23 protein-coding genes are annotated in these 26,521 nt (G+C 36.4%); 2 read left to right on the top strand and 21 right to left on the bottom strand.

Annotated features, from left to right (window positions below; genetic code table 11):
• Nucleotides 1-5: 5 nt before the first annotated feature.
• Genes ACW6QP_RS05815 through ACW6QP_RS05800 form a run of 4 tightly spaced genes read right to left on the bottom strand, consistent with a single transcriptional unit; the run spans nt 6 to nt 5,290 of the window.
• On the bottom strand, nt 6-1,751 hold the full coding sequence (locus tag ACW6QP_RS05815) for a PAS domain S-box protein (RefSeq protein WP_457909915.1): 1,746 nt from the start codon (nt 1,749-1,751) through the stop codon (nt 6-8).
• Nucleotides 1,752-1,796: 45 nt separating this feature from the next.
• Entirely contained in the window at nt 1,797-3,632 is a 1,836-nt protein-coding gene (locus tag ACW6QP_RS05810) for a PAS domain-containing sensor histidine kinase (RefSeq protein ID WP_457909914.1), read from the bottom strand.
• Complete coding sequence (locus ACW6QP_RS05805; protein ID WP_457909913.1) at nt 3,611-3,949, bottom strand: hypothetical protein; 339 nt, start codon at nt 3,947-3,949, stop codon at nt 3,611-3,613. The genes ACW6QP_RS05810 and ACW6QP_RS05805 overlap by 22 nt, the downstream gene beginning before the upstream one ends.
• 3 nt (nt 3,950-3,952) lie before the next feature.
• Nucleotides 3,953-5,290 (bottom strand): capsule assembly Wzi family protein, encoded by a 1,338-nt coding sequence (locus ACW6QP_RS05800; protein WP_457909912.1) that lies wholly within the window; start codon nt 5,288-5,290, stop codon nt 3,953-3,955.
• A 78-nt stretch (nt 5,291-5,368) separates the two neighbouring features.
• On the opposite strand from ACW6QP_RS05800, the gene ACW6QP_RS05795 reads away from it, so the two are divergent.
• Nucleotides 5,369-6,100, top strand: a complete 732-nt coding sequence (locus tag ACW6QP_RS05795) for a tyrosine-protein phosphatase (protein WP_457909911.1) — start codon at nt 5,369-5,371, stop codon at nt 6,098-6,100.
• Nucleotides 6,101-6,417: 317 nt separating this feature from the next.
• Here the strand turns inward: ACW6QP_RS05795 and ACW6QP_RS05790 are convergent, their stop codons facing one another.
• The 9 genes from ACW6QP_RS05790 to ACW6QP_RS05750 are packed head-to-tail and all read right to left on the bottom strand — an operon-like array spanning nt 6,418 to nt 17,195.
• A complete protein-coding gene (locus ACW6QP_RS05790) occupies nt 6,418-8,814 on the bottom strand; it encodes a GumC family protein (RefSeq protein ID WP_457909910.1) in 2,397 nt (798 codons plus the stop codon).
• On the bottom strand, nt 8,814-9,596 hold the full coding sequence (locus tag ACW6QP_RS05785; RefSeq protein WP_457909909.1) for a polysaccharide biosynthesis/export family protein: 783 nt from the start codon (nt 9,594-9,596) through the stop codon (nt 8,814-8,816). The genes ACW6QP_RS05790 and ACW6QP_RS05785 overlap by 1 nt, the downstream gene beginning before the upstream one ends.
• Nucleotides 9,597-9,608: 12 nt before the next feature.
• Nucleotides 9,609-11,582 carry an SDR family NAD(P)-dependent oxidoreductase gene (locus ACW6QP_RS05780; protein WP_457909908.1) on the bottom strand — a complete coding sequence of 658 codons (1,974 nt, stop codon included), beginning with the start codon at nt 11,580-11,582 and terminating at the stop codon, nt 9,609-9,611.
• A 6-nt stretch (nt 11,583-11,588) separates the two neighbouring features.
• Nucleotides 11,589-12,764: a DegT/DnrJ/EryC1/StrS family aminotransferase gene (locus tag ACW6QP_RS05775; RefSeq protein WP_457909907.1), complete on the bottom strand. Its 1,176-nt coding sequence runs from the start codon at nt 12,762-12,764 to the stop codon at nt 11,589-11,591.
• Nucleotides 12,765-13,412: a metallophosphoesterase family protein gene (locus ACW6QP_RS05770; protein WP_457909906.1), complete on the bottom strand. Its 648-nt coding sequence runs from the start codon at nt 13,410-13,412 to the stop codon at nt 12,765-12,767.
• Nucleotides 13,413-13,442: 30 nt separating this feature from the next.
• Entirely contained in the window at nt 13,443-14,342 is a 900-nt protein-coding gene (locus ACW6QP_RS05765) for an NAD-dependent epimerase/dehydratase family protein (RefSeq protein WP_457909905.1), read from the bottom strand.
• 2 nt (nt 14,343-14,344) lie between these two features.
• Nucleotides 14,345-15,382, bottom strand: a complete 1,038-nt coding sequence (locus tag ACW6QP_RS05760) for an ATP-grasp domain-containing protein (protein WP_457909904.1) — start codon at nt 15,380-15,382, stop codon at nt 14,345-14,347.
• Nucleotides 15,379-16,002: a sugar transferase gene (locus ACW6QP_RS05755; RefSeq protein WP_457909903.1), complete on the bottom strand. Its 624-nt coding sequence runs from the start codon at nt 16,000-16,002 to the stop codon at nt 15,379-15,381. The genes ACW6QP_RS05760 and ACW6QP_RS05755 overlap by 4 nt, the downstream gene beginning before the upstream one ends.
• Before the next feature lie 29 nt (nt 16,003-16,031).
• The gene (locus ACW6QP_RS05750) at nt 16,032-17,195 is read right to left on the bottom strand and encodes a glycosyltransferase family 4 protein (protein ID WP_457909902.1); all 1,164 of its coding nucleotides are present in this window, start codon (nt 17,193-17,195) and stop codon (nt 16,032-16,034) included.
• A gap of 264 nt (nt 17,196-17,459) precedes the next feature.
• Between ACW6QP_RS05750 and ACW6QP_RS05745 the strand changes: the two genes are divergently transcribed.
• Nucleotides 17,460-18,125, top strand: a complete 666-nt coding sequence (locus tag ACW6QP_RS05745) for an acetyltransferase (protein ID WP_457909901.1) — start codon at nt 17,460-17,462, stop codon at nt 18,123-18,125.
• Nucleotides 18,126-18,132: 7 nt separating this feature from the next.
• On the opposite strand, the gene ACW6QP_RS05740 is transcribed toward ACW6QP_RS05745, so the two are convergent.
• The 8 genes from ACW6QP_RS05740 to ACW6QP_RS05705 form a co-directional block, all read right to left on the bottom strand.
• Nucleotides 18,133-19,227: a glycosyltransferase gene (locus ACW6QP_RS05740; protein ID WP_457909900.1), complete on the bottom strand. Its 1,095-nt coding sequence runs from the start codon at nt 19,225-19,227 to the stop codon at nt 18,133-18,135.
• Complete coding sequence (locus ACW6QP_RS05735; RefSeq protein WP_457909899.1) at nt 19,227-20,105, bottom strand: glycosyltransferase family 2 protein; 879 nt, start codon at nt 20,103-20,105, stop codon at nt 19,227-19,229. The genes ACW6QP_RS05740 and ACW6QP_RS05735 overlap by 1 nt, the downstream gene beginning before the upstream one ends.
• Nucleotides 20,106-21,191: an EpsG family protein gene (locus ACW6QP_RS05730; protein ID WP_457909898.1), complete on the bottom strand. Its 1,086-nt coding sequence runs from the start codon at nt 21,189-21,191 to the stop codon at nt 20,106-20,108.
• 339 nt (nt 21,192-21,530) lie between these two features.
• On the bottom strand, nt 21,531-22,064 hold the full coding sequence (locus ACW6QP_RS05725) for a serine acetyltransferase (protein WP_457909897.1): 534 nt from the start codon (nt 22,062-22,064) through the stop codon (nt 21,531-21,533).
• Between the two features lie 4 nt (nt 22,065-22,068).
• Nucleotides 22,069-23,166, bottom strand: a complete 1,098-nt coding sequence (locus tag ACW6QP_RS05720) for a glycosyltransferase family 4 protein (protein ID WP_457909896.1) — start codon at nt 23,164-23,166, stop codon at nt 22,069-22,071.
• 83 nt (nt 23,167-23,249) lie between these two features.
• Nucleotides 23,250-24,344 carry a glycosyltransferase family 4 protein gene (locus ACW6QP_RS05715; RefSeq protein WP_457909895.1) on the bottom strand — a complete coding sequence of 365 codons (1,095 nt, stop codon included), beginning with the start codon at nt 24,342-24,344 and terminating at the stop codon, nt 23,250-23,252.
• A gap of 43 nt (nt 24,345-24,387) precedes the next feature.
• Nucleotides 24,388-25,272: a glycosyltransferase family 2 protein gene (locus ACW6QP_RS05710; RefSeq protein ID WP_457909894.1), complete on the bottom strand. Its 885-nt coding sequence runs from the start codon at nt 25,270-25,272 to the stop codon at nt 24,388-24,390.
• 20 nt (nt 25,273-25,292) lie between these two features.
• Nucleotides 25,293-26,507 carry a glycosyltransferase gene (locus tag ACW6QP_RS05705; RefSeq protein WP_457909893.1) on the bottom strand — a complete coding sequence of 405 codons (1,215 nt, stop codon included), beginning with the start codon at nt 26,505-26,507 and terminating at the stop codon, nt 25,293-25,295.
• Nucleotides 26,508-26,521 lie beyond the last annotated feature (14 nt).

The raw sequence follows: 26,521 nt of genomic DNA, 5'->3' as shown, positions 1-26,521 counted from the left end.
CGGGGTTACTTTTCGGTTTTCACCGTGATTTTTCTTATTATCTTATCTAATTCTTCAGACGAAGATAGAATATTATTTAGAATTTCATTGATATTATCGAGATCGTCCCTGTGGTTTTTCAGCAAATCGATTAAGCCCATAATTTTAGCGAGCGGGGCTCTTACCACGTGAGATTGGGTCCAGGCGATTTCCCGAAGTCGCTCGTTACTTTCTTCTATAGCCTTTATATATTTACGTCTATCGGTAACATCCTGCATCGAGCCGATGATGCGCGCCGGAATATTATTTTCATCCTTTATTACATAACTGCGAACGAGGATATTCTTATATTCCCCATTTGCGCATAAAAACCTGTATTCGATTTGAGATTTATAATTCCCTTCTTTGTATAGAGAATTTACAAGGCGTTTGACTCTTGGCAAATCTTCTGGATGCACCCTTTCATCCCACCATTTTCCATTAGCTCCAACTTCCCCGGGCTGGTAGCCAAATATTTCATAAATCCCTTCATTAAAAACCATTTTATCTTCCGGGATATGGTAATCGGTTATCAGGTCACTGGTTGCTTTAGAAACAATTTCATAGCGACGCAAGCTTTCTTTGAGCTTTTCCTGTTGTTCAATAAATTCTGTAATATCTCTGGCGGTGGACACCAGGCCATTAACGGCAGGTTCATCACGTAAATCTGTTATAATTGTTTCCAACCAGCGGTATTCACCGTTTCCACTTCTGTATCTATAGGACGGGATATGAATACGTTTCTTTTTTCCCAAATATTTCTTCAGGCCATAAACTTTATCCAAATCATCGGGATGAATAAAATCGGCAGATGACCTTCCCAGAAAATCTTCTGCTTCCATCCCTAAAATTTGTTTCACGCTGGGACTTATATAGATATAATTTAGATCATCGTCCAGAATACTAATTAAATCTGAACCATCCTGAACCAATGCCCGAAAGCGTTCTTCGCTGTGCTGTAATTCTCTTTCGGCCTTATATCTAGCGGTGACATCGGTAACCAGTGAAACCCGGGCCTCCCGACCTTCAAAAACCAACGGATTGCTTTGCACTTCTACCCGTATGACCTCCCCGTTCTTTTTGAAATGCGAGACACTTAAATTAAAAAGGTCGTGGTAATTTTCGGCTACAACTTTTTCAATTCGGCTTTCTTCTCCTGCCCAGAGATCTCTAACACACATTTTTAAAAACTCTTCCCTGGAATAACCATATAAGGCAGTTGCAGCCGGATTAACATCCAAAAAGCATAAACTGTGTTTGTCTAAAACCCACATAGGTTGTGGATTTGCCTCAAAAAGATTGCGATATTTTACTTCAGAATTTGACAGTTGAGCCTGGACTTTTTTTCGCTCCAGGCTATAGCCAATACTTTTGGCCAGAATTCCGGAGGTGATTTCATCTTTCAGCAAATAATCTGAAACCCCCATAGAAAGAGTTTGCAAGCCAAAATTTTTATCGGCATAACCAGTAAGTACCACCACGGGCGAATTTCCCGCCAGGGGGATTATAGCTTTTACAAGATCTTTAGGGTTACTAATGTCGGGAAGCGACATATCTAATAGAATCGCTGTAAATCTTTCGGTTTCCAGATAAGTTTTTGCCTCTTTGAAAGTTTCGGCCCGGGTAAGATTCAGGTCTTGTATCTCTTCCTGCAAATATTCTTCAATAAGAAAATAATCTCCCGGATTATCTTCAATCACCAGGAGTTTAAGGAAACCTTCATTTTGAAACATAGCTCTATTTGAAACCGGAAGCCGGAAGGCGACCTTTATTTTTGACTAATTTAGCTTTTTGAGACTAAATTTGAAAATACTGCCTTCAGGTTCATTGGCCTCTACCCAAATCTTTCCGCCAAGATTATCAACGATCTTTTGACAAACGGCCAGGCCCAGCCCGGTCCCTGAATATTGAGCGCGGGAATGCAAGCGTTGAAAAACTTCAAAAATCTTATTCTCAAAACCGGGTTCTATGCCTATTCCATTATCGGCCACGCTGAAGACATATTTTGTATCTGCCTCCCTACATTCAATTGTTATCCTGGGAGCCACCCCGGGCCTTTGATATTTTAAGGCATTTTGAATTAAATTGGTAAGCAGTTGTTGCACCGCAATTCTATGGGATTTAATTATGGGAAGGTGATTATAAAGGATTTCTGCCTTTTTCTCCCTTATACTCTTCTGCTGAAGTTTGAGTATGTCTCTAACAACTAGATTTACATCTACGGCTTCAGCCTGATTTTCAAACCTGCCAGCTCTGGAATATTCCAGCAAATCGCGAATTAGAGTTCGCATACGAATAGCTCCATCCTGTGCATAATAGATATATTGCTGAGCTTTTTCATCGAGTTCTGAAGTATACTTTTGTTTGAGTCTCTCAAGAAATCCGGTAATCATACGCAAAGGTTCCTGCAGGTCATGAGAGGCCACATAAGCAAATTCTTCCAGTTCACGGTTGGTAATTTGCAATTCTTTATTTACTTCTTCCAGTTTTTTCTCCTTTGCCTTAATTTCGCTAATATCTCTCGCAATCCCTACCAACCCGGTAATTTCACCGGCTACATTAATTAAAGGTACTTTGGTAAGTAGAATGGTTTCGGTGTTGCGCTTAAAGGTTATCACCTTATCTTCCCGGTTTAAGACAATTTCCCCGCTTTCCATAAGACGTTTATTGTCTTCGATGATGAGTTTGGCTTCGTGTTCGGGGTAATAATCTGTAGGTTGCAAGCCTAAAGCGGGAGCTTCAGCATCAAAACCCAGGAGATCCCGGTGAAATTTTCGGTTTACAAGCAGGGTTTTATGCTCCCGGTCTACTACGAAAATATAATCTGGAATATTATCGATTATCGCTCTTAACAGATTCCTTTCTTCCTGGAGTTTCTGTTCTGCTCTAAGTTGTGTGCTTACATTTTTTGCGATTCCATAAACTCCAACAATTTCGTCGTTTATAAACATGGGAAAATTGGTCACCTCCAGAATGGCCTTATTTTGCCTTAAACTCACGAAGCCGGTTTGGTATTTAACCACTTCGCCCCGGGCTGCTTTTTGAAAATTCTGAAGCACTCTTTCCCGGTCTTCTTCAGCAATAAGCGGCAGAAAGGTCATTTTCATCAAATCTTCTCGGGAGCCTTCTCCCAGTTTTTCTGCGGCTTTATTCAAACTGGTAAAATTTCCCTGAAGGTCGAAAGAATATACTGCCTCGGGGTTGTGATTGTATAGTGACTCGAAAGCTTTTTGATTATATTCTGCCAGCTTTTCTTTCTCTTTTCGTTCGCTAATGTCAATTATGCTGGTACTGCTGCGCAATTCACCCTCGTGATTGGTATAAATAGTAGAGTATACCTCACAGGGAAATTCCTCGCCATTTTTACGCAACCCGGTTAGTTCGGCACGCACTTCACCTCTTTCCCGTCGTATTTTTACTGACTCTTTGAGAGCCTCATCATTCTTAAGAATTCCGTACCTACCGGTTTTGGTGAATTCTACCGGACTATACCCAAACATTTTACAGGCCGCCCGGTTTACCTCGAAGATTCCGCCATTTGGATTGGTTAATAAAATCGCCAGGCTTGAATTTTCAATAACGTTACGCAGTTTTATTTCTGAAATACTTTGCAATTCTTCGGGCGGATAAATTTTCCCGACACCGTTACTTTTTCAATCTCATTATTTTCACCCGGAACTGGTGAAAAAGTAAGTTTTAGCACATCATCACAATTTTCGAGCTTTATCCTGGTGTCTGAAATTTCTCCTGTGTAAGCCTGCTTCAGCCGAAGCTGGAGTTCATTGGCATACTTTTCAGGAAAATTACTACTGAAGTCTTTTTGGTCGAGAAATTTTCCGAAGCAGGTTTCGAAAAGACCAGCGGCTTCCCCGAAAACATTGAGAATTTCCTGATTTTTATTCAGCAGAAAGACAACAGGTTTTTGCTGCATAATTTAGAAGATTTTACGGCTTATTTGAATTCCGCCTCCAAAATTCGAATCTCCCAGCGAACTAAAGTCGGAGGCTATTAATAGATTAACGTCCAAAATTCCCTGATATACCTTTAATTCTAAATACGTAGAGAAAACCGTATGAGGAGGAATCTCCCCACCTAATAATGGTCCATAATTTTTCCGATAAGATAGTAAAAGCTTATATGGAACATTACCTGAATATCCACTGATCCCTAAATGATGAACTAAAATCGTATTGTTGTAATAATTAGAATTTAAACTTCGTGTAGATATAAAAGGTACTCCTAAAGTTTTATTACCATAGGTCCAGCCTGACCTATAAAGATTATTATTAAAATAATTATCAATAAAATCATCAGAAGGAAAGTTTTTACTTTGGTTTTTAGTATAATAAAACTCATACATGATATTCTGAATCAATTTTTCACCAGGTTCGCGATCGCTTAGGTACAGCCCATATCGACCATCGGGAGTATTGCGCAAGACACGACCCGAACCGTCTTCGAACAGATGGTTATAAATTAGCTCTACGTCATAATTTCTGAAACTGGTCTGTAAGTTTATCACATAACTCCCTAAGTGATTTCCAAGCGCGTTTACTTCCTGGCCGCCAACTATGTCGTCACCTTCCTTGCCGAAAAACACATTTTTATATTCTGAAAAGGATGCCGGTAACTGGCCAAATTCAGGATGTACCCCGCCCCACTGTACAAAATGTTCAAGCCCAGCTGATACCTGGAGTTGAGCCGCCCTGTAAACCAGGTGAAAATTTTTATGATGCACCCTGGTATCTTCTACAAAGCGTTCATCGTCGGTAATGTATTCTTCCAATGCAGCTTTAAACCCGATTCCCCGATTATTTTTGAAAAATACGGGTCTATTGGTAAACAACCGAATCCCGTTCATTGGTCGTGCGTTTAGCGACCAGACGATATTTTCGTTGGTAGCGGAAAGTCCGTTGTACAAATCTGGGCGTTGTTTTCGGCCCAGGACCGCAGAAAACCAGGATTTCTGAAAAGCAAAATACAATTCATCGGCCTGTAAATCATTTGTAAACCCATCCTGGTAAAGCGATCCGGCACCAAATTCAAAAAGAGTTTCAGGCTCAAGAGCATACTGGATCTTTCCCGACAGCAATCCTGAAAAGTTAGTGGCTTCATCAATTCGGCCCCGCTGGTTGGAATGCATCCAAAAGGGAGAAGTTTCTTCAGAATAGACCAGGCCGGTGGCCTGCAGGTCCAGGGAATAGGACAAACCCTGGGCAGAGATTTTTCCGAAGCTAAAAAATAATAAACAGAGCGTAATGATTCTGAACATAAGCAGGTTAGTTAAGGCTTCTCAAATATGCCGATTTTGATTTAAAAATATGTAATTTTAACTTCAAAAATTTCCGGTATGCTCAGCATTTTTCAGAAAAAACGATATCTGGTAGACTATCTTGAGAATTTCACCGATTTCCATAACCATTTATTACCCGGCATCGACGACGGTTCACCAAATGTGGACGTCTCCCTCGAACTGATCGAAAAATTCGGAAAATTTGGGGTTAAAAATTTTGTTTGTACTCCGCACGTGATGGGTGAATATTACCCCAACAGCCCGGCCGATATTGGAGCTGCGCTCCAGGAATTAAAATTGCAATTGCCCGAAGATGTGGAAATCCAGGCTTCGGCCGAGTATATGATGGATGCCTGGCTAACCGAAAGTATAGCAAATGATGAGATTCTTCCCTTTGCCGGGAAGCATGTGCTTATTGAAATGTCTTATTTTCAGGCGCCCATAAACCTTATCGACATTTTATTCCAGCTACAAACCAAGGGTTATAAACTCATATTAGCCCATCCCGAGCGCTATGCTTTTTATCATAACAAAAGTTTGAATAAATATCGTGATTTGAAGGACCGTGGCTGCAAGTTTCAGTTAAATATGCTTTCATTGAGTCGGCATTACGGCGAAGGCATCAATAAAATGGCCAACCGCTTTTTGGAGGAAGGTATGATCGATTTTATAAGCAGCGACTGCCACCGAATGGAACACCTCGAAAAAATTGAAAAAATCAGGCTAAATAAAAAACAGGCCCAACTAATCGAGCCGGTTATTGCAAGATCGAAGGCGCTATTTAGTTAAGATTTTTTAGGAATTCTTGTGCGTAGCGTAGCAGATTGAATTTTAATATTTTTTGCCAGGAATGCACGAATATATTTTTGCGAGTTAAAAGTCCGGAGTAATCAGACATCATAAAGTAAGCTGGGCTCTTTGCTTAAAATATCCCAGTTCCGTATTTCTCGCAATCCCGATAACTATTGGGAATGCAAAGCCTTCCACAGAATCTGCAAAGAGAATATTCGTGAATTCGTGGCAAGACAAAAAATAGCAAACCCCGCAACCCGTAACTCGAAACCCGTTACAGCTTGGAGCAGGCAACATGCAACCGGCAACCGGACTTACTTAAACCTCTTCCTAAGCCTCTGCCATCTACTCTCCTTATCGGCTCCATAACCATAGCCATAGCCGTAGGAATAACCATAGTTGGCTCCGTACGAAAATTTTGAATAATCTATATCATTCAATACTACGGCCAGACCTTTTAATTTGCCTTGTTGCTTTAGATCTTTAGGGAAATCGAGCAATTTCTTTTCAGTGTATTCTGCTCGCGTAATATAAAGGGTGGTATCGGCTAACGGACTAATAAGCAGAGTATCGGTCACGATCATGGTAGGGGCGGTATCCACAATGACGTAGTCATAAATTTCAGCAGTATCTTTTAAAAGCTTTTCCATCCGGTCACTCATAAACAGCTCGGCCGGGTTTGGAGGAATAGCTCCAGACATAACTAAATCAACAGCAATCCCTTCTTTATTGGTTGGGCGAATAATATCGGCCATTGTAACTTCGTAATCGTATAGATAATCAGAAAGTCCTTTGGTCTCCATAGGCAAATCGGCATAGCGATGCAATTTCGGATTTCTAATATCAGCTCCTATAATCAGAACTTTTTTATTGGTGCTCGCCAGGGTTCTGGCAAGGTTGAAGGAAACAAAAGTCTTCCCTTCTCCCTTTATAGTTGAAGTCACAAAGATAACTTCTCCGCGTTCCTTTCCTTTATTTTGAATGAGATAGGCCAGATTGGTACGTAAAATTCTAAAAGCTTCTGCCAGGGGAGACCTGTCGTTTACTCCAATGAGTTCATTCTGGTCGGCTTTGATTCTGGGCAATTCTCCTAAAAATGGAATATGCTTGGTAAGCGGTTGTAAATCTCCCTTATGATGCACTTTGGTATCCAGGAAATTTTTTACAAAAATGATTAAAATAGGAATAATAAGCCCGAATAAAAAGCCACCAACCAGGATTAACCAGGGTTTAGGATCTACCGGTTCAGCAGAAGTATAGGCAGCATCTACCACTCTGGCTACTGAAGCTGTGGCCGCAAAACTAATCGCCGCCTCTTCCCTTCTTTGCAGTAGGAATAAATAGAGTTGTTCTTTGATTTGCTGCTGTCGTTCAATACTACGCATTCCTTTCTCCAGGCCGGGAAAATTGCTGAATTGTCCCTGTGCTCTACCTTCACGTTGATTCAATTCGCTAATTTGAATATTAATCGCCCTTTTCGTACTCTCTATATTTTCAAACAAATTAGCCCGCAAAGAGTCTAATTGCTCACTTATGGCTTGTACTACAGGATTTTGAGGAGTGGAGTTCCTGAGATAAAGATTGCGCTCCATAACAAGAGCATTATAAGAATTGGTAAGACCCGAAATTCCACCCTCGGTTACTCCGGCTTCCGGTAATAATTCATAGTCATTTTGATTTCTTAAAACTTCTTCCACAGAAGAAATCAAAACCAACTGAGTTTCTAAATTAAATATTTGCTGTTCTGCAGTGTTATATTGGGTTTGATATATCCCTGCTGCACTCCCCACATCCATTAATTGATTCTCACGCTTAAAATCGGCTATTCCACCTTCGACAGAATCCAACTCGGTGGTTATCATTTCAAGTCTGTCCTGAATGAACTTTGTAGTATTTTCGGCCACTTCCTGTTTATTCTTAACACCTTCTTCATTAAAACGTTCCATTAATTTATTCAGAAAATCTTCTGATTTATCTTTGGTAGGATGCACCATAGAAAGCGATAACATATCTTTAGCCTGGCCCTTCTTACTAATCACCAACCGGCTTAGGTACTCCCGGGCGACCGCTGGTACCGGTCGTAGTCTAATATTTACAGTATTGCTTTTCCTGAAATTTCCTTCCTCTCCAGCCGAGCGTGGTATTATACTAAATTTCATCTCACCCAGCTCAACCAATTCTCCTATACTATGCTTTTTATTATAAGACCTATTCTCTATTTCAAGATTGTATTCCGTGTCGGAAACTGGAGTAACTAAAAGGTTTGCAGCAAGGTTATTTATTATGGAATCTGGGGTTATAAATTCGATCGAAAGAGGGCTGCTTTTATAGGCTTCTACAGTAATCACATTTCCTTCAATGAAGTAGGAAACATTATGATTTAAATCTGCTACTACACTTTCTACCAGGGTTTTTGAACGTAACTTCTCGATATGGTTATCTAAACCGTCATCTTGCAATGATAAAATGGACCCACCTTTCCAAGACGGCAGGGCATTCATCACATTTTTTTCTTCTTCATTTACTATTTGAAGAGTAGATAAGCTTTGAAATTTAGGAATAGTATACCTGTTGTATGAATACGCTAAAAGCCCGCCGATCAAAAATCCTAATAAAATCAACTTCCAGTATCCCAGATATTTATAAATCTCTGTTTTCAGGTCGAAATTCGATTCTTCTTTTTGAGTATTAAAATCGTTTAAATCTTCCATTATAACAGACTATTTATGAGTAAATACATACTAATTACTGTGGTCCCTAGAGAGATTATTCCCTGGTAACTGGTAAAAAATCCTGCCGATTTCACCGCTCTATAGGTAGGTTCCACATAAACAATATCGTTTTGTTTGAGGTAATAATACGGGTTTTTGAAAACGTCAGCCTCGGTGAGATCTACATAACCATAAGATTTTATACCCTGCTCTTCTCTAATCACCAGAATATTCTCCCTTTTTCCATTATATGTGATATCACCGGTCATCGCGATAAGTTCAGGCACAGTAATTCTGCCATCCTGGACAGGCACCCGGGTAGAGCCGGTTTCTCCTAAAACAGTAATCTGAAAATTTACCAGTCTCACATCTACCACTGCATCGGTAACGTAATCCCTAACCCGCTCCTGAATCATCTTTTGCACTTCAGAACGAGTCATTCCCGTTACCTTTATTTGGCCTAAGACGGGGAAGTTTATTGTACCGTCAGGCGATACAAGGTAACCCATTAAAGACATATTCTGGCCTCCGCCTCCCATCGCGGCTCCACCAGAGGCGCCGATATGAGGTGATTGAAATGGTTTTACAACTTCTTCGTTAATTGAAGAAACATTTATGCGTAATGCGTCATTTTTTTCGATCACCGGCTCGTAATCCATATCATTAACCCAACCGTCTATTTCCTCTATATTCTGAAAATACAGGATTTCTTTTTTGGTAGAGCAACTGGCAAAAAACAAAATTCCCAGTACTGGGATCAAAATTCTTTTAAAATATTTCAAAACCATAAATTTTTATTCTCCAATTACTTGTTCTTTATTATCCAACAGCTCAAATAAAGAATTATTGCTTTTAAATTCCGGAATCAGGATTTTTAATTTGGCAACTACTTTATCTGCTTTCAACTTGTTAGCTGATTTAATGATATCTGCTACCTGCTCCCTTATATTTTCATAATCCCTTACCACATCCTGTCCTATCATAATCTTTTTATGATGTGTTGGCAGGGTTTTACATTCATCATTTAAAAGTTCTTCATATAGTTTTTCGCCAGGTCTCAATCCGGTAATTCTAACTTTAATACTCTTATGAGGATCATAACCCGCCAGTTTAATCATCTTAATTGCAAGGTCCATTATTTTCACAGGCTCTCCCATATCAAACACGAAAATCTCCCCTCCTTTTCCCATAGCTCCAGCTTCCAGTACCAACTGACAAGCTTCTGGAATGGTCATAAAATACCTGATGATATCGGGATGAGTGATGGTCACCGGGCCACCCTTTTCAATCTGCTTTTTGAACAAAGGAACTACGGAACCATTTGATCCCAAAACATTTCCAAATCTGGTGGTGATGAATTTGGTTTTACTTTCGGTCTGGTTCAGGCTGCTGTGATACAACGATTGTACATACATCTCAGCAGCACGCTTACTGGCACCCATTACATTACTTGGATTTACGGCCTTATCTGTAGATACCATAACGAAATGTCCCACCTTATATTTTACTGATAAATCGGCCAGGTTTCTGGTGCCTGCTATATTTACAAAAACAGCCTCGTGCGGATTTTCCTCCATCAATGGTACGTGCTTATAGGCCGCTGCGTGATAGATTACGTCGATTTGATGATTCTGAAACATCAATTCCAAACGTCTCACATTACCCACATCACAAATAATAAATTTGCAATTAAGATCGGGAAATTTTGATTCAACTTCCAGCCGTAGACTATGGAGAGGAGTTTCAGCCTGATCGAGAATGATCAATTTTTTCGGACTATAATTAGCAACCTGTCGAACAATTTCAGAACCTATAGAACCTGCTCCCCCAGTTACCAGAATCGTTTTGCCGGTAAGTTGTTCAATTTTATTCTGCGGATCAAGAGTAATTGGTTCCCGTTCCAGTAAATCTTCAATTTGAAGGGATTTTACTTTTTGAGCAATAGGTTTATTGTCATCCCAGCTGGAGACAATCGGTGCATTAAAAACTTTGATATCGTGCTGAAGACAATCTTCGATAATTTCGAACTTTTCTTCTGCCGAAATATTGTGTTCAGAAAAGATCAAGGCTTCCGCTCCTAACTCCTGCAAAGCGTCATAAACTTTATTCGTATGCCGAATCACCGGTTTATCTAAAATTCGAATCCGCTTATTATGTGCTTCCTGAGTAAGGAAACCTACAATTTTAAATCTTCTGGGGTGTTCCAGTTCCAAAGCTCCTGCCACAGAAATAGCATTTTCATCGGCTCCCAGCACCACCGCAGGCATTAAACTCTCATTCTTCTGAACCAACTTAAAATATTCATACACCTGTTTCACCGCCATTCTAAACAGGAATAGCAGGGAAAATGAAATACAGAAATTAATAAGCAGCCCCCCGATTAAGAAAATCTTCTCCCCCAAGAGAAAAAAGGTAATATAGTTTAGAAAAACCAGTGTAAAAAAAGAGCTTACTGTGGCTAGAAGCAGCCTTAGTGCGTCTATATTAGAAGAATGTCTTATTATTCCGGCAAAAGTCTTAAAGATATAAAAATATATTATATGGGTAATTACAATTATTAATGCCTTATCGTAAAAACTGAGAAAAGTATAATATGCAGGAGTAAGATCAACAATTATCAATATAGTTAGTAAAACCGAAGCTGCCACCAGCGAGATATCGATTAGCAAGACTGCCCACCTGGGCAGATAGCGTATATTCCTCAGGTCCAAAGAGGTATCTTTACCTGAAAAGATATAATCGAGTGCGCTTTTTAATCGGTTACTCATAATCGGCTAAGATAAGTTAAAACTTGATTTTATCGCCTCTTTGATTCGTTTACGATCATCACCACTCAAATTTGAACCTGATGGAAGACATAATCCGTTTTCAAATAATTTTTCGGCGATGCGATTTTTACCGTAATAGGGAGCCATTTCAAACACCGGTTGCATATGCATAGGTTTCCATAATGGACGACTCTCTATATTCTGTTCCTCCAGCTTCAGTCGTAATTCTTCCCTGTCGATACCCCCGGTTTTTTCAGCATCCACCAAAATTACGCTTAACCAATGATTGGAATAATATTCTTCTGAAGGTGCACTATGCACTTCAACTCCTTCAATTTCGGCAAAAAGATTCACGTAAAATTGATGCATTGCCCGCCTTGCCTTAACTCTATCATTTAAAACCAGCATTTGCCCCCTACCAATACCGGCTGAAACATTGCTAAGCCGGTAATTATATCCAATTTCTGAATGTTGGTAGTGAGGAGCAGCATCCCTTGCCTGGGTTGCCAGGAAGATAGTTTTTTCTTTTACTTTTTGATCTCTAACCACCAGAGCACCTCCACCTGAAGTGGTGATTATTTTATTTCCGTTGAAAGACAGAATCCCAAAGTCACCAAAAGTACCACACATTTGCCCTTTATAAGAACTCCCCAGAGCCTCTGCGCTATCCTCTATCACAGGAATATCAAATTCTGAAGCCACTGCGTGCACCTCCTCGACCTTATATGGAGTTCCATATAGATGAACCGCAATGATAGCCTTAGGTTTTTTGCCATTTGTGATGCGGTCTTCAATGGCCTCTTTTAATGCCACCGGACACATATTAAGCGTGTCCATTTCGCTGTCTACAAAAACCGGAGTTGCTCCCTGATAGACAATGGGATTTGCTGAAGCTGCAAAGGTCATAGATTGGCAAAGCACCTCATCTCCGGCTTTTACGCCTAGCTGGACAAGTGCCAAATGCAAGGCCGCAGTACCAGAACTAAGAGCTACAATTGCCCCCGAGGCCCCCTCCTGACCTCCTCCGGAGTGGGAGGAAAAAAGGTAATCTTTAATATCCACTTCAAAACCACTAACATTAGGTCCCAAAGGAGCTATCCAGTTCTGTTCAAAAGCCTGGTTAACAAACTTCTGCTCTTTGTCTCCCATATGTGGAGAAGAAAGCCAAATTTTATTATTCATTTAAATTTTCTTTTTACTTTCGTAATATTCTATACAAATTTCTGGATATTTTTCTTCTTTCATTTTTTGAATAACAATTTCAATGTCGTATTTAAAATGCTTTAATTCTATTTGATTGTTCTTTTCATCAAAGATTATATACTCAGCCATATTAATAACTTTACGATTTTGCCCAAGACTTCCTGTATTTATTAATCTGCAACCTTTAAAAGAACGATCAAATTGATAATGAGAATGCCCTATAATATAGTTTCCATCAAGAACCAAAGTGCTTAAATCTGTATCTGGAAAAATATACTTTTCTTCTATAGTATGTTTAACAGTATAATTTTTAATTTGAAAGGATTCTCTATACTTTTTAATTTCGTGCGATTTTGAGAATTTGGGAAAGCAGTAATTGAAAAATGCCTGGGCTATTGGATTTGTGCCTGTATATTTTTTTTCCAAATAATTATGCTCATGATTTCCAAATAATTTTATGATATTATCTTTTCTCTCAAGAAATTCTACACAAGCATTACTCCAGGGTCCATAATTCACAACATCTCCATGGCAAATAGCACAGTCATACTCTCCTTTCTCAATTTCGAAAAGTTTTTCAAGGGCTGGAAGGTTCCCGTGGATATCTCCAAAAATTAAAAACCGCATTCTTCCTATTAAAATTTAGATTAACTCCTATTACAAAGCTTCGTTCTTTATTATCGACATTAAACCTTCCTCTAAAGGTATAAAATCATTAAAGCCTACCTCCATAATTTCACGAAGTTTGGAAATATCAATATTTGCTTCAGATGGAGGATTATTTGACTCAACGTTTACAATTTTTGATTTGGAATGGAGTATTTTTTTAAGAGTTCTTGCCAGGGTGTTAATGGTGACGGGGTTTCCATTAGCAAGGTTAATATAATTCCAGGCTATCTGCTTTTTACTAATTTCAAAAAGAGAACGGCAAATATCGTGTACGTGAATTAAATCTAAAGTATTCTTATGAGAATCGTGAAGCACCACCTCTTCATTTAACTTTAGTTGATTAATTAAATTAAATATTATCCCTTCTTTTACCATACCATCCCCATATACTGCAGATAATCTCACATGAACTAATTTTATACCACTTAATTTCACGCATTCATCCATAACTCTTTCCTGACTTAATTTGGACATGGAATAACCCACATGAAAACCATCAGGAATACTGTTAGTTTCTTCATTTAATAAATTTGGCCATGGCTTTTTCACAACTGCTAAAGTAGAACAATTCAAAATCCTGGGCACAGATTGTTTTACCGCCCAGTTGGCAATATTTATAGCCCCAACAACATTTGTAAGAAAAAGCTCCTTTAAATATGAAGGGTCATTAACAGACCGCCCTCTCTCAGGTACTTTTGAAGCGCAATTGATAACTACATCTGGAGAAAAATTTAATTCTGAAAAATCAGTTTCTAATGTAACATCCAAGGCCACTCCCCCACCTGCTCCAGTTCGGGAAACAGAGACTACTTCCTGATTCTTCTCCTTTAGATACCGCACAAGGGATCTTCCAATGAATCCGGTTCCGCCAAATATTAGAAATTTCAAATCTATTTTAATTTAAATGGATAATATTGAGAATTATAATTTGATGTATATCCATCCCTATCAAATTGTTCTATATTATCATTAGGAACGAAAACATCTGAAAAAGTCCTTAAGACTGTTCCTTCTTTTAATACAGGCCAGGCAATAGGTATATCTTCCAAATAATATTCTACAAGTGCTTCAACTTCATTAAAACCATACATTAATCTTATTGGCGTAGTTCCACTAAATCGGCAGTTGACCTCAAAAATTACAGGTTCCCCATTCCTTATCCTGTACTGAAAATTTGCCGGTCCCTCCACCCCTAGGGTTTCAGCAATTTTAGAAATTTTGGAATCATAAGCTGTATTTCCTTTCCTATAAGCTCTCCAGGTATTCCCATCTCTTAAATCCCTAGTTAAAGAAACTACCGAAACACACTTACCATCAACCACCACACAACCTGTAGTGAATTCCCCTTCATCTTCACCAATTTTTTCCTGCACAACCAAATTATTTTTATAAGCACATAAGGTATCCAGCTCAGCTTCATTATGAATTATTTCTATTCCTTTTGAACGTGCTCCATCTACAGGTTTAGCGATAAGAGGAAAATCTGCATTATTCTTTAAAAAATTGATGTCATTGGCATTTGTAGTCAAGGCCGATAAAGGAAAAGGAAATCCATTTTCCTTTAAAAACTTCGAAGTGAGGTATTTATCGTTAGAAATGGCGATTACTTTAGAATTTGAAACTACCACTTTAACATTATATTCCTTTTCTAAATATTCCTTATTTTCAGCAAAAACAGGCAATTCGACATCGGTTCCTATAAGAATAATATCAATTCTTTCTTTTAAAATTATCTCTTCAATTTTTTCTAAATAATCTCCAGAAGTAATATATGGAATTTTATAAGATGCATGCGCAAGCGCATGTCCGGTGGATCGCACATCTGGATCTGCAGAAATAATATTATAATTATTTGATGAAAAATTCAGACATCTTAAAATCCCTTGACCTAATAAAGCTCCTGCACCAGTAACTAAAATGTTTTTCATTTATTATTTTTTTTTTCTATATATTCTGTGAAAGTAGGCATTGTTTCGTGGCCTTCTGCACTGATACCTTCGGATAATATGACTTTTTTAATGGTCTTAATTAGAATATTTAAGTCCAAACCAAAATCAACATTGAAAACGTACCAAACATCCATTTCAAACTTCTCTTCCCATCCCACATTGTTTCTACCATTAACCTGCGCCCACCCGGTAATTCCAGGCTTCACCAAATGCCTCTTTTTTTGTCTATCAGTATAAAGAGGTAAATATTGGGGTAATAAAGGCCGCGGGCCTATAAGGCTCATATCTCCTTTTAATACATTTAATAACTGCGGAAATTCATCTATAGAGGTTTTTCGTACAAATTTACCCACTCCTGTAAGTCTCTCGGCATCGGGAAGCAACACCCCCTGTGCATCCCGCTCATCAGTCATTGTTCGATATTTTATGATTTTAAAATTTTTCGCATTCTTTCCAGGCCTCACTTGTAGAAAGAAAGGTTTTCCTTTGTTCGCAATAAAAAGCAGAATAGTCACTAAAATCAAAACTGGACTTAAAAGTAGCAGGGCGATTAGGGATATAAAGAAATCGAAAAGAGGTTTGAAAAAATTTAGGTACATATAACATATAAAGATTCCGCGGACCAAAATTAGGCTTTTGAACCTTCCTTCTCCAAGCTTTTGTATTCATTTAACAAAATTTGCCAAAATTCTTTTCGCTCATAAAATCTACAAATTTCGTTTCTGGCATTTGACGCCAGTCTCTCCCGATAATCGCCGTTTTCGGCAACCAGTTTCATCGCCTTAAATAAAGCATCTTGATCTTTTGGGGGTATTATCATCCCATTTATTCCCTCTACAATAATTTCATTGCAACCGTTAATATTGCTAACAATAGATGGTAAATTCATCGCGCCTGCCTGCAGTACAACATTGGGGAAACCTTCGCGGTAACTGGGAAATACCAGCACATCGCTAATCGCAAAATACGAGCGCACATCTACCTGGTAACCGGTGGTAAAAATTTTAGGGTGTTGCTCAATAAGCTGTAAATTTTCTCTGGAAATTGGGTCCAAATCCTGCTCATAGGGTCCGACCATCAAAAGAGAGATTTCGGGATTTTCCTTCTGAAGTTTAACAAAGGCCTGTACCAACTCATTGATTCCTTTTTCAGAGACTAGGCGACCCACAAATACAAAAACCAGATCCGATCCGGGAATACCGGTGTTTATTTTAAATTGATTACGCTCCTCTACCGAAATTCTCCCGGGATCAAAATAGGATGTATCAATTCCGTTCGAACTCCCTTTACCCAGAACTTTTAATTTTTCTTCAGCTGCAAATTCTTCGGCTAGAATTACATCTTTTAGTCCGCGGGAATTCGGGTAAACCTTGGTTGCCAGGGAATAGGTGAGTTTTTCAACAAAATTCAGAAGGTTTCTTTTAACACCTGTGGTTTCCATTAGCGGCATTCCAGCCACCGTGTGCAACCTATGAGGCACGCCAGCTAGTTTGGCGGCCAACATTCCCACTATTCCGGCCTTTGGAGTATGAGTATGTACGATAAAAGGTTGCGTTTTTTTAAAGAAATTATAAAGTTTCCAGACTGCTTTAAAGTCGGATAAGGGAGTAATCGTCCTGGTCATCTCTACCCAGAAAGTTTTCACTCCATTAACTTTTCCATATCTCTTAAGTCTCTCCTTCTCACCAGAAATTGCAGTCACCTCGTAAAACTGATTCATGAAAGTTAGCTGATCTTCGAGAAGTTTTTCGAGAGATAGAGGAATTGTGGTTATTCGAATAAGCTTGTCCATCCTTTTTAATTAAGAAATGTAAAAATAATTTAATGGCGAAATAAATCTCTATAAGGTTAACAAATATTATAAGTGAATTCTTGGCTCTGTTCATCGAGATTATATTTTAATATAAGAATTAAAGAATATATAAAATGTTATAAAAGCACTCGTTAAATGCAATTTCTTAACACCTTTCTTTAAATATTATTAGAACCCATCCAGAAAATCTAATATTTAAACTTATCTTTGCTTAACTTCAATTACTATAAATAATTTATCCCAGTGAAAACCAGAAAGTTGATCATCTACGGAGTAGGTAATTTCGCAGATTTCATATGTTATTCTTTTAATCAAGACAGCCCGTATACTGTTGTTGCCCAATGTGTAGAAGAAAGTTATCTAGCTAAAGCCAGTGAGATACCACACCATTTTACATTAGTCAACTTCGATGATCTTGAAAAAAATTATGACCCAAATGAATATGATCTTTTTATATCTGCGGGAAATGATGAGTTAAGGGAGCGTATTTTCTTAACCGCAAAACAAAAAGGTTATTCTTTAGCATCTTATATCTCCACAAATGCTATATGTCCAACAAATCTTAAAATCGGAGCAAATGTTTTTATAGGAGAAGCAACTTTCATCCAACCCTATGTTCAGATAGATGATAATTCCATAATCCTAGGAGCGAGAATTGGACACCATTCTAAAATTGGGAAAAATTCGCTCTTAAGTGTCTGCCTTCTGGGAGCAGAGGTTGAAGTGGGCAGTAACAGTTTCATTGGGTTAAATGCAACGGTAAAGCCAAAAATTAAAATAGGAAATAAAAATATTATTGGTATGAGTTGTAATATTACATCAAATACTGGCGATAAATCTATCTTCAGCCATCCAGGCACTAAAAAACGGGCGCTTTCTTACGATGATCTAAAGGGAAAATATCTTTAAAAACTTTTTATTGAGGACTAGAATCTAATATTCTGTGATATAAAACAATATACCTATCAACCATTACTTTCAAATCATATTTTTGAGAACGTTTTAAACCATTCGCGGCAATTTTTTTATAATATTCTGGAGTATTGATAAGCTTTAAAATTTCCTTAGCCAGAGATTTTTCATCACCCTCTGGAAATAAAACACCTGCTCCTTTAACCACTTCTGTTAAGCCTGGAACATCTGAAGCCAAGAATGGTTTTCCCGATGCCATACCTTCTATGCTTGAAAGCGATAAACCTTCATGGTGTGAAGATAAGATGACAAAATCGGCGGTTTTTAGCAGAGATGGAACATCTTCTCTAATACCACAAAATTTTACACGCGAAGACAAATCCAAATACTCAACTAAATTTTTATTTTCTGCTTTTAGATGGCCTTCTCCAACCAATAAAAGTTTAAACTGTTCAGGCAATAATTTTAATGCTCTAATTAAAGTGGGTTGATCTTTTTGAATTCTGAAACTTGATACCTGAATAAGAATAATGTCATCATTCTCAAAAAATTCTGTCTTTGAAAGGGGAATAGCATTTTTATATGATTTAAGATCAATACCATTTTCGATCAATTCAAATTTTGAGGTGTTCCCCTTTAAATGTCGCCGTAGGTTATTATCAACTTCTTCTGCAATTGTCACAATTTTGTCATAAACAGAATAAATAATCCTGTCAAAAAATTTGAAAATCCATAAATTCCTGCGTTTGTTACTGGTATTATGTTCAGTAAAAATAAACTTCGCTCTGCTCCTGCTTAAAATTTTAGCTATAGCCACCCAATATAGTGATGGGAAAAGATGAACGTGTACCACATCAAACTTCTTAAGAAAAGGAATAATCTTTAAAATATTTTTTGGATTATATACAGAACCTTCCCCTATTGAATGAATTTTGCAATTAGAGCTGCTTATTAATTGTTTTAAAAAAGGCGTTGCACGGGAGTTTAATAATAATAATTCAATTTCTAATCCCTTTTCCATATAAACAGGAAGGCTATCTATGATTAGTTTTTCGGCACCCCCGGTTCCTAGACTATTAATTACCTGTAACACTTTCATTATATGGTTTTGAGTCGGATGTAAAGATTTGCAAAAACCCCGAATGGAACTGCCAGTAGAGTGATCATTAAATTTGAAGATTTTAAAATCAAAGTGCTTTTTTTCGCAAATATAGCCGATGATACAAGATGTATGGATTGTTTGAATTTTTCTCTTAAATTTTTGCTTAATTTTATTTTCACTAATCGTGCATAGGCGAATCCTTCCGGACTTACCCTATATTGTTTCAAAATAGTATGGGATGAGCCATCCGGTTGATATTCCACAATACACAATGGTTTATTCAAACACAAAAAATTGTATTCCTGATCAATCATAAGATATAAAATCCCAAGGGGTACCAGCTTTTCTCCTTCATATTCGGGGTATGAAGGAAATCTTTTTACAAGGTCTGTTCTTATAACTAATTTTTTATCACCCTTCACACCATGGATATTATATAGATCACTAAGTTTCGACACTGTAAGGTGAGCCGGGATTCGTGTTCCCACAATAGAACCATCCTTAAATTGATCCAATCCAATTATACCTGCGAGGGATTCATTCCCATTTTCTTCCCAAAAATTAATAATTAATTCTACCGCATTATCCGGCATGTAATCATCAGAATCAATACAGACATTTAGTTCAGTAATTATCTTTTTGTAAGCAAAATTATGACCGGTATGCATCCCCCCATTTTCCTTATAATAATATTCTATTTCGATATTATTCTCTTTTTTCCAACTATCCACCAATTCTCTTGTATCGTCCTCAGAACCGTCATCAATGATCATCCAGATGAAGTCCATGGAAGTTTGTCGCAAGAGACTTTCATACACCTGGTGTAAACAAAAGGCCCTATTATAGGTAGGAGTGAAGACTGTGAGTTTTTTCATTTATTTAAGTATAACTTCTAATATGTAGGTAAAAAGAAAAGAACCGGTTATTATGAGTCCTATTTTAGCATGCTGCCCACTTAAAAACCTTTTTTTTATCAATGGGTATATGATTACAAGGCCTAATAAAAACCAGGATAAATATGCAAATCTATTTGAAAAACCTGCTCTGATTACCAAAATCCAAAATGCATTTGTAATGAGAAAAATTTGATAAATAAACAGATAATTTTTGTCAACAATTTTTTTCTTAAAGATATAGTAATATCCTGCAAACACCCCGGTTGAACTATAAAGTAAAAAATCCCAGCGAAATCCGGTTTTGGAAAATTGTTCCGCATAGTCAGTATTTCCTAAATATTCCTGCATTCTTTGCTCTTCGAAGCCAAACCCCAGGAAAAAAGTTTCCCAAAAGCTTCCGCCTGCCAAGGATAATGGTATAGCAATAAACCAGATATTTAGATATAAAGAGGGAGAATTTTTAAAATAGACAATTATATATGCGAGAATGGCCAATAAAATGGACGTATGAAAATTCAATGCCACCAACATCCATAATGCCTTAAATATTAACTTATCTTTTGAGAGGGCGTATATAAAAATTGAAGTGGCCAATCCGTTCCTAATTCCATTTGTACCGTATGCCCAAAAAGTCAATATAGAAATTATCATCAAAAATCCATAACCCCAAAATTGTCCAAACCATTTTTTACATGCTAAATAAATGGGAATAATATATAAGAAGGCACAAAGAAAAAAAAAGGATTGTGCATTCATAAAATTGGAACAGAATTTCATAAAAGCATAAAAGAAACCGTCTTTCAACTGAACTATTTCCTCTCCAGACTGATATCTTTCAAAATATATATTATAGGTGCCCATATCCCCAAAATAATAGCTTATTGGCCTTAACCCCATCATTAACAGAAGATAAATTAGAGTTACTACACCAAGATATTTTGTGAACTTAATACCACTAGGTGTGGTGATACTGGTTGAAAAGGTATTTATAGCAATTATAAATACAATTCCAAAAAGGATTTGATAGTAAATTGGGGTATAAAATTGTAAGGGGAAAATTTCCAACTATCTTTTTTTTAATTGAGTCGAAGGCATCGTTTGAAAAACCGACCCCCTATTTTAGAGAGTGGTAATCATAAGGTCCGTCTCATAATTTATTCCTGCATCAAAATCGACTAAAGTAAAATTATTATGAAAAGCAAAAATTAATCTACCTTAAAACAAATCTAGAATTTTATTCCATTCTCAGGCTTCCATAATTACAAGAAGTTCTGAAAATTCTTTTTTAAGTAATTTTAAATTAATCCTATTATCAATACTACCTTAATTCCTTGATATCTATAAAACCGAGATCGTACTATATAAAAGATGAAAGATGTAAATAACACACTGGATTCTTATACTTTATAAAAACCTCATTTTTGCACCAACTACAACACTATTTGCAGGAACATCTTTGGTTATAATGGTACCAGCACCAATAATAGCATTCTTTCCTATTTTGATCCCACCAATTATACAACAATTGGAATGCAGTTCTACATTATCTTCAATAACAGGTCTTTTTCCATTTTTCTCCCCTACAGTTACCAATTGATTTATATAAACATTTTCTCCTACCTGCTCAGCATTAATAATTGTCCCATAGGGGTGTGCAGTGCGTAATCCACCTCCAATTTTTGAATTTATGTCAATTATGAAATATCGTTCTTTTGGAAAAAATATCCGTAAAATGTTTGTGAACAAACTTCTTGTGCGAAAATAGAACAAAGTTCTAAAATAGCGATCCACCGAAATTCGGTTAATAAAATCATCATTAATAGATTCTGTTTTCTTAAGATTATTTGCATAAAGATCTTTGATAATAATCTTTTTATTGGTTGCAGTTAAAAATCTTAAGAGCAAAGGAAAATATAAAATATATTTGAAAATTATCATAAATTTATTTTAGAAAAATTTTCTCATTCCATTTTTGCATAATAATATCTAAAGAATACATTTTAGCGGTTATAGATGCGAACTTGGACATTCTTTTTTGTTCGTCTTCATTCTCCACAAAAGCATCTAATGCATTTACAAATTCAGTAATGTTTCCATTTTCAATAAGACATCCGTTTTTGCCATCCTCAATAATGTTTCGGGGACCTGTGGGACAATTAAATGCATATACAGGAACCCCAAGAGCAAAAGATTCCAATATTACCATAGGGAAACATTCCTGGTGCGAGGTCATTAACATCACTTTTGCAGATTCAATCGCCTTCATAATATTAGAAGCACTTCCCATTAAGAAAATATGATCAGACATGTTTTCCTCGATAACTTTTTCCCGTATAGATTGTCCATAAACATCGTCATAAGAACCATAAATTTCTAGTTTCCAGTTGGGATGCAGCATTATAAAATTTTTCCAGATATTTATCATACCTTCTAAATTCTTCACCGGCGCAACCCTCCCTACAAAAATAGCTTTATTATCCTTAGCATCTATTGATAGGCCATTCTCAGGTACCGGATAAGTTAACGGGTTTGGGATGACCACAACATTTTGCGTATCATAAAATTGACGTTCTTCTTTACTCAGAACTACCAAATAATCATACTTGCTTTCAAAAAAATTAAATATTTTAAATTTCAAATTCCGTTGCCGTTCGTATTTGGTAAAATGAAATTCCTTGATAACTTTAGACTTTCCCTTGATAAAAGGAATAAAATAAGTCATTGGAATATGTGAAGCGACCAAAATGAAATCCGGTTTTAAAACATTTAATTGTTGCTTTAGGATTTTTATGTTTTTAAAAAATTTGGCCAAATTTCTTGGTCCAAAGTAACTTTTAGATCTGTCGTAATTAATTCCTAAATCTATACATTCCACCGATTTATTCAATGGAAAAACCTTCGGATTTCTCTTTTGTTCTGTACTCAAGATAGTCACTTTATAACCAAATACAGAAGTCCAATAATTTGCTTTCAAAGCTACTAAACGTTCAATACCTCCAAAATTATATAGCTGATCTATTAAAATTACAATATGTTTCATAGATGTTTTTATAAGATTGTTTTAGCGCTCATATCGAATAGACATTTCCCCATAGAAGAAATTTTGTCTCCCAGTTAAATCCATTAAGTTATTAATCGAAAAAGGTCATCCCATTGCTTAACAATTTGTTCTGGCAAATACTTCTGAGCATCTATTTTAGCCTGAAGCCCCAAAGCTTTTCTTCTTTCAGGATTTTCAATCAATTCAATAATTGACATTGCTAATGAGTTAATATCTCCATTTGGAATCAATAATCCATTTTGATTATGTTTAATAATATCAGAAGGACCATAATTACAGTTAAAAGAAATACATGGGACCCCAAAAGCCATTGCTTCTATTAATACCATCCCAAAACCCTCGTAGCGGGAGGACATCACATAAATAGATGTATTTGAATATTTTTGTTCAATATTTTTTTCAGGTTCAAAAAAATGTACCTGTTCTGCAAGGTCCAATTTAGATAGCTGTTGTTTTAATCCCATAGACTCATCGACTTTTCCAACAATTTCCAAAACCCAGTCGGGATGTTTTTCCATAACAATCTTCCAGGCTTGAATCAGGAGATCCTGGCCTTTTTGATAAGATTGCTTTCCTACGATGAGCACTTTCTTGTTATTTAAAGAACTGCTATTTTCAGGGTAAAATGGCAATGGATTAGGTATAATTTTTAGATTCGTCAAAGATGGCCACTCCATGGAATTTCCTTCAGTTAAAATCACAAATTTTGAAAAACCGGGAGCTAATTTCTCCATTATTTTCCATTTAGCCCTTATTAATTGCTTCTTCCAGAAAGGAAAGTTATCTCTCATTTCTATTTCTTTGGAAACATGTCGCTCATAAATAATGGGAACTTGTTTACCCAAAATTTTAGGCAGAAAAAAACCTTTCAAACCATCATCACATACAGAAATAACATCAGGTTTAAAATCTCTAACAATTTTTCGAAGCCCTCTGATATAAGCCGTTAAATTCAGGAATAAAGCCTTGGGTACAGTAATGTCATAAAAATTAATTTTGTTATTAAAAGAATAGAAAGGACTTAATTTTTTTTCATTTAAAGAAACTATTGCTATTTCATAATCATACTGGTCCACCAACAAACTTGCCTTGATTGAAAGCACACGTTCCAGTCCCCCTGAACCAGTTATTCCATTGGTAATATATAAAAGTTTCATGAAGTATAATTAAATTGAACTAATGCAATGTGAACATTGATTATTATTTTGTTTTTTGCAAATACAACCCTAATAAAATCTGTATTTGTTGAATATAAGATACTGAATAACTAAAGTTAGAATAAGGTCTTTGCAAAACAGCCCTTGCAAAATGGACAGAAGCTTTCTGAAAGCATGAGATCAAGCAATATAAAAGGAACTTAAGATCCTTTTTATTATTCTTCAGAAATAAAAGTTTATCTGAAAATTCTCTTTGAATATTTTCTTCGATGCTTGCTCCACTATAGATACCTAATTCATGAACTCTCAATACAGCTGTATTAATGGGTAAAACAGCAATTTCACCTTTGTTTTTGGTGAGATATAATAAAAGGCTTAAATCACCGAAAAAAGAACTTTCTAAATAATTTGGAATTTGAAAATTATTTCTGACCAAAGCAGTTAAAGTTCCAATCCTATTGTTGAAAATAATATCGTAATGATCAAATAATTGCTGCTTCGAATATTTATTAATTTCATTTAATTCTTTGCCCCTTAATACATTATAATTGGTGCCGCAAGCTATTATATTTTTATTCATTTCCATAAAATCCACCTGTTTCTGCAACTTTAAGGGATCTGTCCAATAATCGTCCCCTTCACAATACGCAATATATTTTCCAGTTGCTGCCGGAAAGAGTATTTTAAAAAAAGGTTGAATCCCCTGTGAAAATTGATTAACCTCCTGTTTAATTACTGTGAACAAGCCGGGATATTCCTTTTGATACTTTGCAATTATTATGGCAGTATTATCGGTGGACACATCATCAAAGACTATGATTTCAAAAGAAAAACTAGTCTTCTGCATCAAAAAGCCCTGGATACATTTATCTATATAATTCTCATGATTATAAGTTAAACAACAAATACTTACTAAAACTTGATTCATTATTTTCTTTTAAATAAATTTCAATTAGTAGTTAATAAATTGCTGACCATTGTATCAAATCGTTTTACAGTTTCTTTATTTTCTTTAGGTTCTTGTTTAAGGTATTCAACAATTGAATTGTATAATTCTTCGTTATTCATTATTCTTATAATTCCATCTGCAACTGCCTCAGCGTTAATGTCAGTTATAAGACCATTCATACCTTCTACCATCTGATTATAAACTGAATCGAAACATGTAGTTACAATCGGTGTATTCAACAATCGGGCTTCCGCAATCGATATTCCATAACTTTCAGACCGCGAAGTTTGCACGTATAAATCAGCAGCTTTAAAATAAGGGTAAGGATTGGGTGAGGTGCCTAAAAGTGTTAGATAGTTTTCTAACCTATGAGATTTAATAAAATTTTGTATTTCGGTCTGAAAAGTCCCTTTTCCTAATATGTACCAATGAAAGTTAACTCCCTTATCTCTTAATATCCTACAGGCTTCAATAGTTATATCTAGTCCCTTCATCCCTTTTTCTAATCTAGCAACTGTTAGAATATTAAATTGGTCTGTTTGAAATCCAGGAACAAACTCTTCAGACATCTTATTTATACTTATATAGTCAATCATATCAGGGACTAAATAAAGTTTTTTTTCAAACTCAGGAAATATACTTTTAAAATGTATTTCGTTCATACCTGATACAGGAACTATACAGTCGTACTGATAATAATAAAGTTGTTGAAATATAATATTTCTTTTAGTGAATTGAACATTCGCATTCACCCAGGTTATTTTTTTATGGGCTTTTATCTTATCCTGAACATAAAAAGTAGGAATACCTTGTGCATAGGCGATTGCAATATCATAATCAATACTTGACTCATCTATGTTAGTACTGTTTGTTTCCCAGTAAATTTGAGCAAGTTCCGGATTATTATATTGGCCTTTTCTAATATTTATGGAGTAAGAAAATTTGCTTCTAAAAAAATTAAAATCCTTTCCCTTTAGTAGGTCAATCAAGTTTTGGCCCCAACTTTGTTCTGCATACATGGTATACGGTATTGGAGGAAGAAGATTTACAAAATCCGGAATAAAACCATCTAATTCTCCGCCAAATCGAAATAATTGCAAATCAACATCATAAATTTTCTTATCTAAATTGTTTAATAATGCAATTAAACTCTTTTCACTACCAGCTAGGGTTAAAGACTCAATTACAAAAAGAATTTTTAACTTTCGTTGCATAATCAAATTTTAGG

The organism is Salegentibacter haimaensis, from assembly GCF_054121495.1.
This window is presented reverse-complemented; position numbering and strand designations above follow the sequence as displayed.